Here is a 17915-nt window from a genome sequence, read left to right on the forward strand (position 1 = left end):
AAAAGTGTTTGTTAAATAGAACGCTGTAAATTAGGCTCAAACACTTGGTATTCCTCACTTTTTTCTTATGCAAGTTGTTCACTTGTTTTTCCAAATCTTCGCTCTCTCGCCTGGAAGTCGAGGATAGCTTCGTACAGGTTATGCTTGCGGAAGTCGGGCCATCTTGTATTGGTAAAATACAACTCGGCATAAGCCAGTTGGTACAATAAAAAGTTGCTGATACGATACTCGCCACTTGTCCTGATCATTAGTTCAGGATCGGGAAAATTGCTGGTGGTTAGAAACCGCTGAAGTGTGTCGTAAGAAATGGTGTCGGGATCAAGCGTTCCGCTTTTTACCTCAATCGCTATATTTTTTACTGCATTCAGAAGCTCCCACCTGCTGCTATAGCTTAGCGCCATTACCAGGTTCAGGCCGGTGTTTTTGCTGGTCATTTCCAGTGCTTCCTGCAGTTCTTCTACTGCATATTGCGGCAACATTTTCATGTCGCCTATTACATGCAGTTTAATGTTGTTCTTATTAAGAGTTTCTACTTCTTTGCGAATGGTATCAACCAGTAGCGCCATTAGTCCGTTCACCTCGTTCTCAGGGCGATCCCAGTTTTCTGTGCTAAAGGCGTAAAGTGTAAGATATTCTACTCCCAATTCAGCGCAGCCTTCTACTATGTTGCGTACGCTTTCTACGCCATGAAAGTGTCCAAAGAGCCGATCTTCACCTTTTTCTTTTGCCCACCTGCCATTACCATCCATAATGATGGCTATATGCTTAGGCAATCGTGTAAGATCAATTTGTTGTTTAAGGTCCGACATTTTATTCCCTTTTTTCAGGGGTGGCAAAGGTAGCAAACATAACCAGTAAGATGGAACATATCATTAATAAGATTTGACCTGTTCCACCAGCTGCAGTTTCTGCCCCGGCTCTTGGGTGAAAATAAAGATCAATTCTTTAGTTACCAGCTACGTGGAGTTGGACAACGGTAAGAAGAGATGTTGAAAGAAACACCTACCTGCGCCAATACATAAGCATCTTTTTGGGCACTGTTACCACGCTGGCGTCCTTTGATTCCTATTGGTGTACCGGTCTCGTAGCTACGGTCAGCAAGCAGCATGCCTATAGAAGGCTGGCCGTTTGGTAGTGGCTGAAATGCATCAGGCGCATAAGTAGTACTTACATCGTCTATGTAATCCGTATTTGTAAAACGATAACCTACTTCTGCAAACATGTTTATCTTCTCTGTCACGCTGTATTTAAAACCAACTGCAAGTGGAAAACATACTCCCATAGATCCATATGGTGTGCGATCAGGATAAGCCGGGCTTCCCTGTCCTTCAGTACCTATAGGACGAAGAAAATGTTTCTCATTGTTGAGGTATGCAAAAGGATCATAAGAGAATACACCAACACCTAATGATACGTACGGGGTATAGGTGAAACCTTCTACACCCGGGAAGAATTTGAAGAAATTGAAATCACCACTAAGCGACAATTCCCAGATATTGGTATTGAAGCTAAGATTGCGACGCTTTTGTACTTCGTTACCACTGTATACATCAGAATAACCAAGACGCGCATAGTTTGCTGCTACCTTCACGCCAATGTAGTTGCTAAACTGCTTGCGGAAAAATGCACCTGCACTAAACTTAGGACGATTAAGGGCGGCTCGTGTGTTCAGATCTCCAAAATAATGACCGAGACCGACAGCTAGTCCAAATTCACCTTCCTGTACATAACTGTTCATGATCTGGGCGCGGGTGCTGAGGGAAACAACACATGCCAGCAATACAATAACGATCTTTTTCATAATTAGGTGTGCAAAATACTATGTTAGGTAACGCAAAAAAATTGAAAATATATTGTAATCCGCTGAAAAATATGATTGCTGGAAGAATTAATTCCTTTTATCAAGACCCCAGGTGAGTTTTTCGCGTAGCGTACCAAGGAAACTGTTTTCATTTAACGCTACCAGCTTCACGGTGAAATCTTCTTTTTTAACTGCTAATTGAACGTCTTTCTCTACAATCTCCCTGCGCGCATCCATCATACAAATGAAGTCATCCGTTCTACCCTCCACTTCAAAACTCACAATATTATCATCAGGAACTATGATGGAGCGAACATTTAAATTGTGCGGTGCCACCGGGGTAATAACAAAGCTTCCGCTATCAGGAAAAACGATCGGGCCATTACAACTCATATTATATCCTGTAGAACCGGTAGGTGTAGATACGATCAATCCATCCGCCCAATAGCTATTCAAAAATTCACCATTCAGGTAGGTGTGTATTTTTATCATTGGTGAAAACTCCCTTTTGTGAATGGCGAATTCATTTAGTCCAAAAGGTGTATCGCCAAACAAGGGTATGCTGGCATCAAGGTGAAGGAGCGTTCTTTTTTCAGTGCCATATGTGCCATTGATAAGCGCTTCTACGGCAGCGCTTACATCTTCTTTACCCAAACTTGCGAGGAAGCCAAGTCGGCCGAAGTTGATACCAAGAATAGGGATGTTTTTATTTCTTACCAGCGTTGCAGTGTCCAGCATAGTGCCATCGCCACCCAGGCTTATCACACAGTCAAAACTATCATCAAGGTCTTCGTGTTTGCTAAAAATGGAGAAATCTGTCGGTAGCATGTGTACTGCAGATCGAGGACCGGCCAAAGATTTATGAAGGCAAACCTTTACATGATATCTTTTGAGTTCTTCCAGTAAGGTAAGCAGTTGAACTTCCTGCTCGGCTTCTATTCCTCGGCTATATATCGCTACTTTCATTCAGAAATATTAGGCTTGGCTGATGAAATTACTAATGTTATCCTATTGAAGGGGAATATTTAAAAAAAAGGAAAAATATTAACAGCTGCTACTTAGAAATCTGCAGCTGTATGTATGAAGAAGCCACGTTCTCCTAATTGGTTGAAGCTGTATTCTATTTTCAAAACCATGTCGTAGATGGAGAGAATATCGACACCAGCGCCCCATGTACGTAGTATCTTATTGTTGAGCATGCTATTGCCAACATAGCGGTTAGGCAAGTGAGCATAACCTACATCACCATAGGCTTTCAGCATAAAACGGAAAGGAATTTTATCGTGTGTCTTAGTATTGATCGGGTTCTTTATGTTGAAAGCAAGAACTTTTTTAATGGCGGTGGCACGGGCAACTCCACCAAATACACCTTGTATAACGTACGGTTCTAAACCACGCATATAAAAATCTGCACTGCCAAACATTCCAAGACTATAATAGGCCTGGTTGAATGGCATTTTTAGCAAACCTGCAGCCTGGAACTGTAGGTAAGAAGTTGTAAACACCTCTTTAGTAAACGTTCCTCTAAATCCTATTTGCCCTAAAAAATCTTTACTGAAACGGGTGGAAGCATATGCATCGCCCATGAAGCCGCGTGTAGGGTAGGGGATGTAGTCCACATCAAAATGCTGGATGCTGTATGAAAAGCCGCTGTACTTTATCCTTTTCCTACCCTCTGGGTGATAGGCTGGATTTTTTTCCAATATAGTATCATCAATTTCTACATCATTGTATTGCACCCTAAAGTGGTGGCGGGTTTTAATAGCCGGTCGGTAAGAGTAACCAACATCAATATGAAAGCTCCTATTAAGGAAAGCATCAGGGTTGCGTACAAACAATTGTTTATTCATGCTATCAGCATAATTCACTTCGCGGTTGCGGTTATAGCTTACACCTATTGACATCCCGTGTTTCAATGACTTCTCAATGAATGGGTTTTCATACCGTATATAAACCTGCTGTGTATAACCGGCAACCAATGCAAAGTTCAGGTGGTCGTTTCGGCCACTTACATTGTTTTGCATGAATTTGATACCGTAGTTCACCCGTTGCAGGCTGCGGTTATGCTCTACCCACCAGTCATTAAAGTTTCTACCTACTATTTTGAAATAAGGAAGAGGGAAGAGGTACCATCTTTCTTTTACCACTACTTGTACAAATGCTACTTCTTCTGCATACTTGGCGGTAACCTCTACATCTACAAACAAGGTGGTGTTCATAAGCTGCTGCCTTGCCAGCTCCAGTTTTTCCTTTAGCGTGGATTTTAGCATGTAGTCGCCTTGCTTGAAAGGAATTTCCCGCTGTATGATATATTCTTTTGTCTTCTTGTAGCCCAGGATAGTGATATTACCAACCATCACCAGGCTGCCGAGGCTATCTGCTTCTGCAGCCGGAAGAATGGATGCAGTTTTTTCTATTGATGTTGAGTCTTGCTGCGCATATAGATTTTGTACAACGCAGATAAAGGATAAGTAAACCAGCAAAAAGCACCTGCAGGTAAAAAACATTTGAAGACTATGCTGGTTTTTTAATCATGAAAAATCTTATTGATAGCCGTGCATGTAGTATAGCTAAATGCAGTTGACAAAAGGTACTAGTGTAGTTTTGGGAATATTGATAGAAACAATCAAATCTTGAGGTACGACATCAGGTGATTGTAGTTGTACCTAAGTTCGTTCTCATAATGTTCTTCACCAATAAAGTAGCGAATACTGTACTCATAGCGCTGAAATGTAGCTATAATATCAGAAACCTCTTGTTTATTGATTTTTATAGTTACGACTAAAAGCCCGGTTTCGGTTTCGGTGTAGGTGTTAAATTGAGTTATATGAGCATCATTGGTTTCTACTAACCTGCTTATTTCTCCAAAGGAATAACTCTTACGTTCCATTTCCAGCACAATGATAGCCCCTATTTCCTCGGCCCCGGTAAACTGTGTGGCTGTTTTTAATAATTCCTGGCAGGTGATGGCGCCAACCCATTCCATCTCATCATTTACAACTGGTACCAACGAAAGCTGGTTGGTAGAAGCAAGCTTTAAGGCACTGAGAAAATGTTCAGTAGACTTAACTGAGCGAATAATGAAATCGTTCCGTAAATATTGAAGTACACCATCTTCCTCTACATCCAGCAGGTCATCTTTGCAAACCAATCCTATGAACTTCTTGTCTTCTACTATGGGAAGGTGAATAATATCGAAGTCATCCATCAACTGAAGGGCAAGGGAAACTTTATCTTCTGGCTCTACTGTAGGATAATGATTGGTGATAAGTTGGCTGATCAGCATGTAATTCCCTTCTTTTTTATATTCTTATGGAGACAACAATTACTACGCCAACGTTGCCGCGGGTTCTGCATGTTTCGCCAGGAATTGATCTAGTATAACATTGAATTCACCGGGTACTTCCATCATAGGAGCGTGGCCACATTTATCAATAAAATGAAGTTCGCTGTTTGGAATTAGCCTGTTGAATTCTTTAGCAACAAATGGCGGAGTGATGGTATCGTTGTTACCCCAGATAAGGCAAGTAGGTTGTTTTACCTGGCTCAGCTCTTCGCCCAGGTTGTTACGTATAGCGCTTTTCGCTAATGAAATAATCTTGATGACTTTTAACCGGTTGTTGGTTATTTCAAAAACTTCATTTACCAGTTCTTCGGTAGCCATTGCCGGGTCGTAAAAAGTAAGCTCAGTCTTTTTACGGATATATTCTTTATCGCCACGCTTAGGATAGCTATCGCCCATCCCGTTTTCAAATAAACCTGAACTACCTGTGAGCGTAAGAGTTTTTATTCTTTCAGGATGCTTAAGTATATGAACCAGCGCTACGTGTCCACCAAGTGAGTTACCAAGCAGGTGAATGTTTTTATAATCGCGTGCTTCTATGAATTTGTGGACAAACTTTTCAAGTCCGCCCACGGTAGTATGAAAAATATCCAATTCAAACAGTGGGAGCATAGGTACTACCACCTTGTAGTTTTGGCTAAAATGTTCTATCAGGTCTTTAAAATTACTTAGGGCGCCAAACAGGCCATGAAGCAATACAAGAGGCTCACCTTGCCCCTTTTCTATATATTTAAATTTATCCTGTTGTTTAATCTCGTACTGCATCTGCTGTCTGGTTCTAAAGAATTCTTAGTTCTACAAATAAAGTAAATAATATCAATGCCATCTTTTCTCAACAGCTTTACAAGGTTTGCTGTGTTAACTGCTTCACGCTAAAATAGTTGAATTTGTGCTAAAATAGCTGTTTTACTACTTGCCACTCCCTTTGGCGTTTACATTTTCAAAGAATTCCGATAGCTGCGCAAACATATCCCGGAAGAAAGGTAACACCAAGCCAATGCCATCTACTACCGCTGGCCCAAAAGGCGCTATGATGGAAAAAGTAGAAGATGCTTGTTGTGTTTCTTCTGAAATAAGACCAATATTGGCTGCATAAAAAAGAATAACACTATAGATCAGCAGGTAGATCATTCCGTACAGGATGATACCACCAAGTGTATCTGCCCAGCCCAACATCACAATGCTTACTGCTTTCTTCACCATCCTTGCACCTATTCTTACTAAAAACATCACACCAATAAAAACCAGGAAGAAGGACAAAATAGGCAACCACTTGCCGGTGATACCTGCATCTGCCTGCAGAGATGCAGCTACCGTAGCGGATAGCTTTAGCGCTGCTGCCAAACCTATCATCAAGGCAAAAAAAGAAAACACAGCTACAATAAGCCCCCGGCTAAAACCTTTGAAGATGGCAAATACCACCAGGAACAGGAAGATGATGTCAATTATCATAAATAGATAGATCCGGGAACTGAACCAGCGCCCGAACCTTTATTAGTATTACTTACTCAACAATTCTTTTACTGCAGCAGAAATGGCTTTGCCATCAGCACGACCAGCTAATTTCTTAGTAGCAGCACCCATCACCTTGCCCATATCTGCTGGCGAACTTGCACCGGTTTCAGCTATCACTGCCTGCACTTCAGCTTTCAGTTCTTCTTCAGTTAGTTGTGCTGGTAAAAATTTTTCTATAACAGCTATTTCTTCCTGCTCTTTCTGTGCAAGGTCTTCGCGGTTCTGTTGTTTGTAAATGTCAAGGCTGTCGCGGCGCTGCTTTACTAGTTTTTGAAGCAGCTTGGTTTCATCCTCTTCTTTAAGTTCGCCACCAGCGCCTTCCGATGTTTTAGCTAAAATGATTGCTGCTTTTACTGCACGCAAACTTCTTAATGCTGCTTCATCTTTTGCTTTCATGGCGTCTTTCATTTCAGCCATTACCTTTTGTTCCAGGTTCATATATATGGGATGTTTAGAGGGTATTATTATGTTTGATCAATTACCTATTCGGTTAGAGCAGGCATTCAAGGCTAGCTCAGTTTATTTGACTGCAGCTGCGAGTCGCGGAATTTGGTGTAGAATTCTTTTGCAAAATTCTTGATATCAGCTGTAAGTTCAGCTTGTTGTGTAGCACGATTAAAAGTATCAGCCATGGTTACAAAAGTCTGGTAGAAAAAATCTGCCATTTCATCCACCATCATTTCTTTGGTCCAAAGATCTACGCGCAAAGCAGTTTTGTCTGCGCCGTCCCAAAATGCCAGCATCATTGCTTTGGCTTTTTGTGCTTGTTCCGCTGTACTGTCCGATGCGCTCCAGGTAATTCCTTCAGGCACTTTTTCTCTATCTAAATGAACATCTATGGTGATTGTACTTTTCGACATTGTATGGTAGTTATAAATAAAAATTTAAATGTTGTTGACTGGGCAATTTTTGTACCGCCGCAAAAATAGGAGAGTTATTTTGAAACAGCTTTTTCAATGGCATTCCACATCAGGTCAGCAGTGGCATCCCATGTAAATTTTCTTGCTTGCTCCTTTCCCTTTTCAATAAGGCTGCTGCGCAATTTTTCATCTTTAAAAATGCGCTGCATGTTGTCGGCAATGGCTTGGGGATTATCAGCATCTGCATACAAGGCAGCATCGCCACCTACCTCAGGCATACTACTGCTGTTTGATGTGAGCACCGGCACTTCGCACTGCATGGCTTCTACTATTGGTACACCAAAACCTTCAAAAAAGCTTGGGTACACTACAGCATACGCCGACGCTACCACCTGTGCCAGTGCTTCTTCCGGCAGGTAATCCAGCAATATCACTTCATCGCGGTATTTGTAGGTCTTTAATTTTCCAAGGGTATCGTCGTACATCCAACCTTTTTTACCGGCAACCAAAAGCTTCATGTTGGTTCGCTGCCATTTTTTGAAATTGGAGAAAGCCTTTAGCAGGTTCAGCAGGTTTTTGCGTGGATGAATACCACCAACAAATAAGAAGTATTCAAACCCTTGCGCGTATTTCTCTTTTACTTCTTCACGTTGCTCCCAATCCACAGGTTTAAAAACAGCTTTTGCCGCACTACCTACATTTATAATTTTTTCTGCAGGTGTTTTATACCTCTTGATGATGTCTGCTTTAGAAAATTCAGAAACAGTGGCCACCACTTTTGCTTTACGTAAAAACTTCCCGGTGTGGGTTTTATAAAAGAAAAGATGATGCTTAGGGATGAACCGCGGGAAATGTAGAAAAGCAAGATCGTGCACTACCAGTACCTGCGGCTTGAATGTAGTAAGGCTGCAAAATCCGTCGGGGCTAACAAAAACATCTGCTTTATGCTTTAGTAGTGCCAGCGGCACCTTTACATCGAACCACCAGCGAAAGCTAAATGCATGACGTGCGGCAGGTTTGATGACAAGCGGCGTTACATTAGCAGGAAGTGCAAGGTTTGTGGGAATTTCGCGGTCAAATAAAAACAGGAACTCATGCTCAGGGTGCTGCTGAGCAACCCGGTAAAAAACTTCCTTAGTAAAATAGCCATAACCTTCTAGTTCGCCCGCCACCAAAAAACGAGCATTGACCGCTATCCGCATGGCCGCAAAAGTAAGATTTAGGAATGTCAGTCACATTCTGAAGATCATGACAGCTTTATTTCATCATCTTTTACCTTTAGTACAAATACATCAGATGCGGAAATGGCTGCAGGCGTGGTTGAGAAGACCGGTAATGCGATGGGCACATCAACATGCTTCACGTCCTGTAAAGGAAAGGGTGCACGAAGCGCTAAAAGAACTGTACCATCAACTCCTTCACCATCCTGGAAAGCGAGGACCTGTAATAGATTTTGATCCTGCTTCTGATGCTTTCATAATTTTTTCTGATCATCATAAAGGAGCTAAAAACGGAGCGGATGATTTTGCAAAAGCAGAACCTACTTACCTGGCAGCGCTTGATCATTATTATGAACGGGGTTATCATTTGGTAGCACTGGGTGATGTAGAAGAGCTATGGGAAAACCTATTTCTTTCGGTGAAAAAGCACAATGTTCCTTCGTTCACCAAAGAAGGATTGTTTGTACATGCTGATCGTTTCACCAAAGTTTTTGGTAACCACGATCTGTTATGGGATAATGATCCGTTTGCACCACTTTACCTTGAACAGATGTACGGCAAAAAGCTAAAGGTATATGAGGGATTGATTTTACAAACCACTGTTAATGATGAGCAACTAAATATCTTTCTTACCCACGGGCACCAGGGTGACTCCATGAGTGATGGCAACTGGTTTAGCAAAGCATTTATCTATTATGTGTGGGCGCCATTGCAGGCATACTTGGGTACAAATCCAAATACACCGGCATATGATGGTGCACTAAAGAGCGAGCATAATAAGCTGATGTACGAATGGGTAGCCAATATAAAGAACATCCTGCTCATTACCGGTCATACGCACCAGCCTGTATTTGAGTCGCTCACGCACCTTGAGCGACTGTATAAACACCTGGGACAAGCAATTCTTACCCATGACGAAGCTCTGATTGCAAAACTGCGCGGCGAGATTGCATTGCGTAGAAGCGAAGGTGAAACGGTGCCGGACTTTGCCGATCATAAGCCTTCTTATTTCAACACAGGCTGTTGCTGTTTTGAAGATGGCAGCATCACAGGTATTGAGATTGCCGAAGGTAGCATCAGGCTCATCAAATGGAGTTGCGAGAACAACATCCATCAACGTACGGTGCTGGAGCAAATGGAACTAGCGGCGCTTGTAAATAAGTAGCTTATTAGGCAATGGTTTCGCCTTGTTCTTTTATGTTGAACACCTTCTTAATAAGCGATACAATAGTGGTGGCAAGTATGGCGCCTGCAAAAGCAAGTGCTATATCTTTTTGTGCATCCCAAATGTCGCCTTGCGTACCCAGGTATGCATCTCCCTGTGCTTTGAAAAATACATCAGCAACAGCCCATTCTATCAGTTCATAAAATCCACTGATGGAAAGCGTGATCTCAATCGGCAACATCCATGCAACCCACCGTGGAAACTTCAGCCATTTCAAAAACATCTCACGCATTGGGTAGGCCAGCAAAAAACCAAAGCTAAAGTGAACAATCCGGTCATAGTGATTGCGCGACATATTGAATACATCCTGCAGGTAAAAGCCAAAGGGATTTTCTGCATAAGTATATTTTGAACCATATACATGCAGGCACAGGTAAATGCAAATAAGCAGGTAAGTAAGATCGCTGAACTGGAACTTTCGGTAAGTGCCGCATACGAAAGCCAGGAAAAGAAAAACAAGGATATTCTCAAGTATCCAGTTTGCATAGTCTGTGCTTCCTACCAGCGAGTTGGCCCATACAGCACCAAACAGGAGCATGAACAATTTGATCCAGATATTCTTTGCGAAGGGAGTACGGTAGCTTGAAATAGCTATTGAAAAAGGCATCAGTTATGGGTTGATTGAGTACACAAAATAATTGTTGTGTAAATACAACGCGTTTTTTAATAAAAACGTGCATGAGCGGCCGGGTAAAGTGGAAGATAGGATCTGGACTTTTTCACGGCGCAAGGTTTGCAACAGGTAACAAAACATTTCACATGGAGAAAAAGATGTTTGGGATTATACTAACCGTGCTGGGCATAGCAGGCTTAATTGCGGCTGCATATTCTTTTGTTACCAGTAAATCGGGTTCTACCAATGTTCGGCTGGTTGCTACACTCGGTATTCTTGGCGGCATCTTCTTTTTCACAGGTGTAGGATTACTGAATAACACCAAAGACAGGTCGGTGTAAATAAGAGGTTGGAGATACGAATTACAAAATATGAAGTACGAAGTACGAGTAGGGTAGCTTGTAATTATTCTAATTATCTACATCACCTTGTAATCCTGACAACAAGTACCTATGTCTACTCCTTTGCCTCTTTATTGCTTATCATTCATAGTCAAGTCTTGAAGTAGGCAACCCGGTTGCAGAGATTTTCTATGCTACCTAATGTTCCTATGTCTCTATGTGTTATAGATGAGTCTCTTGACGCTAGTTAAGTAGTTCCCGATGCACAGTATTATATTGAAAACCTTGAATAAAAAAGAAGCGGCCATAAAGCCGCTTCTTTGCATTAAACTTATAGCATAAACTAGGCTGCAACTTCTGCCTTGCCTGCTTCGCGTTCCCAAAAGCGGTGCTGCGCTATAGCGGCTACAAATTCCGTTGCGAGGCTGCTCCAGTCACCTTTACTCAATGTTACCACTCCCATTGACTCTTTTACAGATTCATCTTTAGAGAAATCAACCCCCTTCATTTCACTCATCTCCAACAGCTCTATAGCTTCTGCCGCTGCTGCTATTGGCTTTGCATGCTTAAAGGCCTCATTGATAAAATGTTTTACATCTCCCTGTTCCTTCATTGCCTTCACGCTCTTTTCACCGCCGGGTATGTAAATGGCATCGTACATAACAGAGGCTGTTGTGATATGGCTTTTATCAACTTCCATTTCCCTGCCATCGGCGCTTTTTAGCATACCCAAAAACATGGAAACAATCTTCGTCTGCGCTCCCTGCTGCTTCAGCACATCTTTTAAAGCCATCACCTGGTCATAATCGTATCCTTCATCTATCAGTATAGCCACCTGGCGCGTCTTTATACCATTTGGTTTCTTATTTCGTTCCTGGCTAAGTGCCGGCGAATCCTGGATAGTAGTGCCTGGTGTAACAGCATTTACCACTTTGTCTTTAGTTGATTCAGTCAGATCTTTTACCGAACCCATGATAGCTCCATCTGGTGCACTTACTCCTATTCCTTTTGCCACCAGCGTAGCCAGCTCGTGGCTAATGTTGTTCAAAATATCATTCACCATCCGCTGCCTTATCTCTTTCCGCTCCACTTTTCCAAGTTCAAAGTGCAAGGCTTCCACAATATGCTTTTGCTCTACTTTGCTCATACTGTTCCAGAACAGTTTTGCCTGGCTAAAGTGATCTTCAAAACTTTTGCTGCGCTTGCGTATCTTATGTCCGTCTACTTTTTCCTGGTGGTGTATATAACCATTCTCTTCCTCAGATGCCATTTTGGGATGGCCGTTGTTGATGGAGTTAGGGAAGTAGTTCACCTTTCCTTTGTTGATGGTTTGCTTCATAAAGCCGGCACCATTGAAATTATGAACGGGGCATACCGGCCTGTTGATCGGCACTTCATTAAAGTTCGAGCTGTTGAACCTATTGATCTGCGTATCCAGGTAAGAGAAGAGGCGCGCCTGTAGCAGCGGGTCGTTTGTTACATCAATGCCTGCCACCACGTGGCCCGGGTGAAATGCCACCTGCTCCGTTTCTGCGAAAAAGTTATCCGGGTTTCGGTTCAGTACCATCTTACCTACTTTGCGCAGCGGCACCAGTTCTTCAGGTATAATCTTGGTAGCATCCAGCAAGTCAAAATCAAATTTGTGCTCATCCTTTTCATCTACCAGTTGCACACATAGTTCGTACTCTGGATAATTGCCCATTTCTATGGCCTCCCATAGGTCCCTGCGTAACCAGTCAGGATCTTTACCTGCCAGTTTCAGCGCCTCGTCGAATACCAGCGAATGCACGCCCAGCAGGGGCCGCCAGTGGTACTTTACAAAAAATGCTTTGCCGGCTTTATTGATCCACTTGAAGGTGTGTACACCAAAACCTTCCATCATTCTAAAGCTGCGAGGCAGGGCACGATCACTAAGCACCCACATCAGCATATGCGCAGTTTCAGGCATAAGTGAGGCGAAATCCCAAAATGTATCATGCGCCGCTGAAGCCTGCGGTATTTCATTATCCGGCATGGGTTTAATGGCATGCACGAGATCGGGAAACTTGATACCATCCTGTATGAAGAAAGGCGCCATGTTGTTTCCTACCAAGTCGAAATTTCCATCTTCTGTATAGAATTTCGTTGCAAAACCCCTCACGTCACGTACAGTATCTGCCGAACCTCTTGAGCCTACCACGGTAGAAAAACGAACAAACACAGGTGTCCTCACATTTGGATCTTGCAGGAATTTAGCTTTGGTAAATTCTGCCATAGACTCATAAGGCTGGAAATAGCCATGAGCACCAGAGCCACGAGCATGCACCACTCTTTCAGGTATTGATTCATGGTCCAGGTGAGTCATCCTTTCGCGAAACAGGAAATCCTCCATCAGGGTTGGCCCACGATCGCCAGCGGTTAGCGAATTATCAACATCGTTTAGCCGCACACCCTGGTCAGAGGTCATAAATTGTCCAGCACCTTCTTCACGAAAATGTTCCAGCTGGATGTCTTTGGTGTTTTCATTGAAAGGGATAGAGGAAGTGTCTGGTGGAGTAACCTGTTTTTTGTCTTTTTTTTCCATAGCTGTCAAAAATTTTTTAAGTGAAAATGTTTGGTTGTCCAGGATTCAGATCAGCCTATACATTCTGCTTTTAAAAAAGCGCAACAGAATGAAATGTGGAGCAGGGATGTGCGTTGAAGGCTGCTCTTCAGGAGCATAAAAACTATACCTACTTCTTCTGCAGCATGAGGTATAATAGGCTGAATATGTGAAGGATTTTTATCTCAATGAATACTGCCTTAGTTTTGGCCGCAGCAAAATATACATGGGAAAAAGAAAGCAGAAAGTAAAGACGTGGATTTCATTATCAAAAGAAGCGCTTGGTGTTCTTAAAGAAAATGACCCTTTGCGGATGGCAGCTGCTACGGCTTTCTTTACCACTTTTGCGCTTCCTCCTATTCTTATTATAATGGTACAGGTATTTGGCCTCATCTTCAATATGGAGCACCTGGGGGACCGGTTTTTTGAAAGAATTGCCGGTGTGTTGGGCACAGAAAGCAGTGGCCAGATCAAACGGACTTTCCTGGGTTTTAAATCCAAAGCACAAAACTGGTGGATCACCATTGGCGGGTTTGTTTTCCTGATGTTTGTGGCTACTACACTTTTTAAAGTGATCAAAGATTCACTTAATCAATTGTGGAATATCAGGATGGATACCAAAGGAAAAATGAAAGCCAATCTTGCAAAGCGTGGCGTTTCTATGGTCATCATTCTTTTAGCAGGAATACTTTTCATTACTAATACCATGGCCGAAGGCGTACAAAGCTTACTGGGAGATTACCTGAACGAAGTATCACCTGGCGCAGGATCGCTGGTAAACAGGATATTGAATAAGATCATCTCGGTGGTGATTGTAACCATTTGGTTCAGCATCCTGCTGAAGCTACTACCAGATGCTAACCCAACATGGCGTGTTGTGATCACGGGTGGTTTTGTAACAGGTATCTTATTTACAATAGGAAAAGCGGTTATACCACGTATGCTTCCGTTTGGAGAATTGTCTTCCATCTTCGGTACATCAGCATCTATTGTGCTACTGCTGCTGTTTGTTTTTTACTCCTCATTCATCTTATACTTTGGCGCCTGTTTTACCAGGCAATATGCACTGCATATAGAAGAGCCAATAGAAGCGGGATCACATGCTTATAAATACGATCCGGAGAAGGTGAAAGAAGCACAGGAAGAAAAGGTTGATGAGCCTGGTGAAACTGAGAGTAGTAAAGCTTAATGTAAAAAATCTACCGTACTAATATTGACTACGGTAGATGAAATTTTATACTCGCTTTATCTCCGCGCCCAGCGCATTCAGTCGCTCATCTATGTACTGGTAGCCGCGGTCTATCTGGTTAATGTTCTGAATAATACTTTTTCCATCGGCACTCAGCGCTGCTATTAAAAGAGCAACACCTGCACGTATATCAGGACTGGTCATGCTAATGCCGCGTAGCGGGTGCTTACGCCCTAAGCCTATCACGGTAGCACGGTGCGGATCGCAAAGAATGATTTGCGCACCCATTTCCATCAGTTTATCTACAAAGAACAAGCGGCTCTCAAACATTTTCTGATGAATAAGCACACTACCTTTTGCCTGTGTAGCAACTACCAAAACGATACTCAACAGGTCAGGAGTGAAACCAGGCCATGGATGATCGTAAATGGTAAGAACAGAGCCGTCTAGAAAGGTGGCTATTTCATAACTCTCCTGCGAAGGAATATAGATATCATCGCCACGTATTTCGAGCTTAATGCCCAGTTGCTGAAACTTTTCAGGAATAACACCCAGGTGCTCTACGCCTGCATCCTTTATGGTGATCTCGCTTTGTGTCATCGCAGCAAGACCTATAAAGCTGCCTACTTCTATCATGTCGGGCAGCATACGATGCGTGGTGCCTGTAAGGTATTCTACACCTTCTATTATCAGCATATTGCTGCCAATGCCACTGATCTTAGCGCCCATCCTTACCATCATCCTGCACAGTTGCTGCAGGTAAGGTTCGCATGCTGCATTGTATATGGTAGTAGTTCCTTTGGCCATTACAGCAGCCATCACCAGGTTGGCAGTTCCTGTTACGGAAGGCTCATCCAGCAACATATAAGTTCCGGTGAGGCCGTTTGGTGCAGTAAGTGTATAGGCGCCATGTTTGTCCGTCAGGTCAAATTGTGCACCCATTTTTTCAAAGCCAAGTATATGTGTATCCAACCTGCGGCGACCAATTTTATCGCCACCTGGTTTAGGTAAGAAAGCTTTTCGATAGCGCGCCAACATAGGACCGGCAAACATTACAGATCCTCTCAGCTTGCCGCTCTTCTTATGAAAAGCATCAGAGCCAAGATAATCCACATCTACTTCGTCAGCCTTGAAAATACAAGTATCACGCGTAGGTCTTTCCACCTTCACATTCATCTCCTGCAATATCTCTATCAGCAGGTTTACATCTATGATGTCGGGAATGTTGGTAATTGTTACTTGTTCAGGGGTAAGCAGTACTGCTGCAATTATTTGAAGTGCTTCGTTCTTTGCCCCTTGCGGCACAATAGTGCCTGATAATTTTCTTCCGCCGGTTACTTCAAACTTCGCCACTAAAAACGTTTTTTATTGCCGCCAAATTTGTTGTTGCGATTATCTCTATTACCGCCACCGCCTGCATTTCCACCACCGCCACGGTTGTCTCTTCCGCCGCCTCCGGCATTTCCGCCACCACCGCCGCGGTTGTTGCGCTGAAACTGGCCACCGCCATTGTTGTTGCGTTTAAAGCGGTTATCGCCATAGCCACCGCCACGGTTGTCGCGGCCTTCTACAGTTCGGTAATGTTTCACAAATGGAGTGCTGTCAAACTCAAGCTGACCATTGGTGATGATGTTCAGTTCTGCACGAATTCCATCATCATGAACCAGTTCTTTATGCCAATTGCTGTAAGCCAGCTTCATGTAGTAAGCTATGGAGTTAGCAAAGCCAGCGCGCTTTTCCGAATTCTCTTCTTTCAGTGCTTTGTCAATTACCAGTTCCAGGTTCTTACCCAGGTGACTGTAACGCGGCTTGCGCTTAGGATAAGGAAGCGGGTCCGGTTTTACCTTATAAGTTTCTTTGGTAGGCTTAGGATATGGGCTATCCACATCCAGTTTAAAATCACTTACAAAAAACAGGTGATCCCATAACATATGCCTGAAATCCTCCACATTCTTCAGGTGAGGATTAAGCGTACCCATCAGTTCAATGACAACCTGCGCCTGTTGCTGGCGCTTTTGCCTATCTTCTATTGTCAGCACGTGTTCTACCATTCGCTGAATATGACGACCATATTCCTTCATCGTCAAATGGTTGCGCTGCGTATTATATTCCATCTAAAAAAGTTGAATGGCAAATGTAGGAAACGATTTACTACTGCCGCCAATATTATCAAACCCTTGCCCAGCCAGCAAAACCGTGCCAATGCGGATTGTTTTTTGGTAGCCGGCAGAGGTTCCCTCTTCAACATTTGTTGCGTCGCACACTTGTACGGCTGAAGGTAGTTTCGGCTATTGGTGAAGGGGCGGGGTGGTTGGATACTTTTATAGATCGGTGATTGAAGCCTCATCATAAAACTCAAACAAGTACTTTTCATCATACTGTACGTTATACTTTTTTAGAAACTGGATGTATTCTTCATGAAATGTAATTTTTTGATGATGTTGTTCCTGGTTCAGTATGTACTGAACAACAGAATTGATTGAAGAACGAGAGTAACTAAAAGCTCCATAACCTTTCTGCCAGTGAAAATGGTTGCCAATAATGTGATCTCTATTGATGAAGTTTGTCGTTGCCCGCTTTACATCCAAAACAAGGTTAGAGATTGAAACTTCAGGATTAAGTCCTACCAGCATGTGCAGGTGATCCGGCATGCAGTACACTGCTAGCATCTTGTTACCATCCGCCTGTACAACCTGTGTTACATATTTGTGTATCGTTTGCCTGTGTTGTTTAGCAATTAGATTTTGCCTTCCTTGAACAGCAAAGACCAGTTGAATATAAAGCTGCGTATAAGTATTTGGCATAAGAAAAGGTTGAGAGCAATAAGATAAAATATTTGTTGATCTTTTTATAGTGGTGGATTGCGGTATACGTTGAGCAGCGCCCAATGCTTTCAGGAAAAACAACTAAAAAAGGGTTGGGCTACGCCCAACAGTTAATCCCGCCAACACCATTCTACAAGTAGGAATGCGCGATGCGCATTTGATTGATCAACACCAAATCTTGTATAGTGTTTGGTAGACTTTTGGAAGGAAATTGTTGGGCAGCGCCCAACACCGTTTGTAGATATACGCAGGCAAACGGAACCATGATTGGGCGTAGCCCAATCCTTTCAGGTAAAGATGAGTATGAAAAAAGGGTTGGGCTACGCCAATATTAAATCCCGCCAAAACCATTCTACAAATGGGTATGCGCTATGCGCATTTGGAGAGTTTCAAAATGAAACC

18 protein-coding genes are annotated in these 17915 nt (G+C 42.9%); 3 read left to right on the top strand and 15 right to left on the bottom strand.

Annotation, left to right across the window (positions count from 1 at the left end; genetic code table 11):
• Nucleotides 1–65: 65 nt before the first annotated feature.
• The 10 genes from J4N22_RS01710 to J4N22_RS01755 all read right to left on the bottom strand — a co-directional run bounded on the left by J4N22_RS01710 (nucleotide 66) and on the right by J4N22_RS01755 (nucleotide 8721).
• Nucleotides 66–809 (bottom strand): undecaprenyl pyrophosphate synthase, encoded by a 744-nt coding sequence (locus J4N22_RS01710; RefSeq protein WP_207491979.1) that lies wholly within the window; start codon nucleotides 807–809, stop codon nucleotides 66–68.
• A gap of 140 nt (nucleotides 810–949) precedes the next feature.
• Complete coding sequence (gene porG / locus J4N22_RS01715; RefSeq protein ID WP_207491980.1) at nucleotides 950–1801, bottom strand: type IX secretion system protein PorG; 852 nt, start codon at nucleotides 1799–1801, stop codon at nucleotides 950–952.
• Between the two features lie 87 nt (nucleotides 1802–1888).
• Complete coding sequence (locus tag J4N22_RS01720) at nucleotides 1889–2767, bottom strand: NAD kinase (RefSeq protein ID WP_207491981.1); 879 nt, start codon at nucleotides 2765–2767, stop codon at nucleotides 1889–1891.
• A 92-nt stretch (nucleotides 2768–2859) separates the two neighbouring features.
• On the bottom strand, nucleotides 2860–4284 hold the full coding sequence (locus tag J4N22_RS01725; protein ID WP_207491982.1) for a POTRA domain-containing protein: 1425 nt from the start codon (nucleotides 4282–4284) through the stop codon (nucleotides 2860–2862).
• Nucleotides 4285–4427: 143 nt separating this feature from the next.
• A complete protein-coding gene (locus J4N22_RS01730) occupies nucleotides 4428–5087 on the bottom strand; it encodes a CBS domain-containing protein (protein WP_207491983.1) in 660 nt (219 codons plus the stop codon).
• A 42-nt stretch (nucleotides 5088–5129) separates the two neighbouring features.
• Nucleotides 5130–5909, bottom strand: coding sequence for an alpha/beta fold hydrolase (locus tag J4N22_RS01735; RefSeq protein ID WP_207491984.1), 780 nt, complete (start codon nucleotides 5907–5909; stop codon nucleotides 5130–5132).
• Nucleotides 5910–6053: 144 nt separating this feature from the next.
• Nucleotides 6054–6596 (bottom strand): CvpA family protein, encoded by a 543-nt coding sequence (locus J4N22_RS01740; protein ID WP_207491985.1) that lies wholly within the window; start codon nucleotides 6594–6596, stop codon nucleotides 6054–6056.
• Between the two features lie 48 nt (nucleotides 6597–6644).
• The gene (locus J4N22_RS01745) at nucleotides 6645–7097 is read right to left on the bottom strand and encodes a GatB/YqeY domain-containing protein (protein ID WP_207491986.1); all 453 of its coding nucleotides are present in this window, start codon (nucleotides 7095–7097) and stop codon (nucleotides 6645–6647) included.
• Nucleotides 7098–7168: 71 nt separating this feature from the next.
• Nucleotides 7169–7519: a gliding motility protein GldC gene (gene gldC / locus J4N22_RS01750; RefSeq protein ID WP_207491987.1), complete on the bottom strand. Its 351-nt coding sequence runs from the start codon at nucleotides 7517–7519 to the stop codon at nucleotides 7169–7171.
• A 74-nt stretch (nucleotides 7520–7593) separates the two neighbouring features.
• Complete coding sequence (locus J4N22_RS01755; protein WP_207491988.1) at nucleotides 7594–8721, bottom strand: glycosyltransferase family 4 protein; 1128 nt, start codon at nucleotides 8719–8721, stop codon at nucleotides 7594–7596.
• 94 nt (nucleotides 8722–8815) lie between these two features.
• Between J4N22_RS01755 and J4N22_RS01760 the strand changes: the two genes are divergently transcribed.
• Nucleotides 8816–9904 carry a metallophosphoesterase gene (locus tag J4N22_RS01760; protein WP_207491989.1) on the top strand — a complete coding sequence of 363 codons (1089 nt, stop codon included), beginning with the start codon at nucleotides 8816–8818 and terminating at the stop codon, nucleotides 9902–9904.
• Nucleotides 9905–9908: 4 nt separating this feature from the next.
• Here J4N22_RS01760 and J4N22_RS01765 read toward each other — a convergent pair whose 3' ends face one another.
• Entirely contained in the window at nucleotides 9909–10571 is a 663-nt protein-coding gene (locus tag J4N22_RS01765) for a DUF2238 domain-containing protein (protein WP_207491990.1), read from the bottom strand.
• A gap of 152 nt (nucleotides 10572–10723) precedes the next feature.
• On the opposite strand from J4N22_RS01765, the gene J4N22_RS01770 reads away from it, so the two are divergent.
• On the top strand, nucleotides 10724–10918 hold the full coding sequence (locus J4N22_RS01770; RefSeq protein ID WP_207491991.1) for a hypothetical protein: 195 nt from the start codon (nucleotides 10724–10726) through the stop codon (nucleotides 10916–10918).
• 343 nt (nucleotides 10919–11261) lie between these two features.
• Here J4N22_RS01770 and J4N22_RS01775 read toward each other — a convergent pair whose 3' ends face one another.
• Nucleotides 11262–13481: a catalase gene (locus J4N22_RS01775; RefSeq protein WP_207491992.1), complete on the bottom strand. Its 2220-nt coding sequence runs from the start codon at nucleotides 13479–13481 to the stop codon at nucleotides 11262–11264.
• A 244-nt stretch (nucleotides 13482–13725) separates the two neighbouring features.
• Here J4N22_RS01775 and J4N22_RS01780 point away from each other — a divergent pair, with 244 nt between their 5' ends.
• The gene (locus J4N22_RS01780) at nucleotides 13726–14688 is read left to right on the top strand and encodes a YihY/virulence factor BrkB family protein (protein WP_207491993.1); all 963 of its coding nucleotides are present in this window, start codon (nucleotides 13726–13728) and stop codon (nucleotides 14686–14688) included.
• Between the two features lie 45 nt (nucleotides 14689–14733).
• Here J4N22_RS01780 and murA read toward each other — a convergent pair whose 3' ends face one another.
• The 3 genes from murA to tnpA all read right to left on the bottom strand — a co-directional run bounded on the left by murA (nucleotide 14734) and on the right by tnpA (nucleotide 17492).
• Nucleotides 14734–16041, bottom strand: coding sequence for a UDP-N-acetylglucosamine 1-carboxyvinyltransferase (murA, locus tag J4N22_RS01785; RefSeq protein ID WP_207491994.1), 1308 nt, complete (start codon nucleotides 16039–16041; stop codon nucleotides 14734–14736).
• On the bottom strand, nucleotides 16041–16802 hold the full coding sequence (locus tag J4N22_RS01790; RefSeq protein ID WP_207491995.1) for a DUF4290 domain-containing protein: 762 nt from the start codon (nucleotides 16800–16802) through the stop codon (nucleotides 16041–16043). Before J4N22_RS01790 ends, murA begins: the two co-directional genes overlap by 1 nt.
• Before the next feature lie 207 nt (nucleotides 16803–17009).
• Nucleotides 17010–17492 (bottom strand): IS200/IS605 family transposase, encoded by a 483-nt coding sequence (gene tnpA / locus J4N22_RS01795; RefSeq protein WP_207491996.1) that lies wholly within the window; start codon nucleotides 17490–17492, stop codon nucleotides 17010–17012.
• Nucleotides 17493–17915: the final 423 nt, after the last annotated feature.

Source organism: Aridibaculum aurantiacum (genome assembly GCF_017355875.1).
In the GTDB taxonomy this organism is placed as follows: Bacteria; Bacteroidota; Bacteroidia; order Chitinophagales; family Chitinophagaceae; genus Segetibacter; species Segetibacter aurantiacus.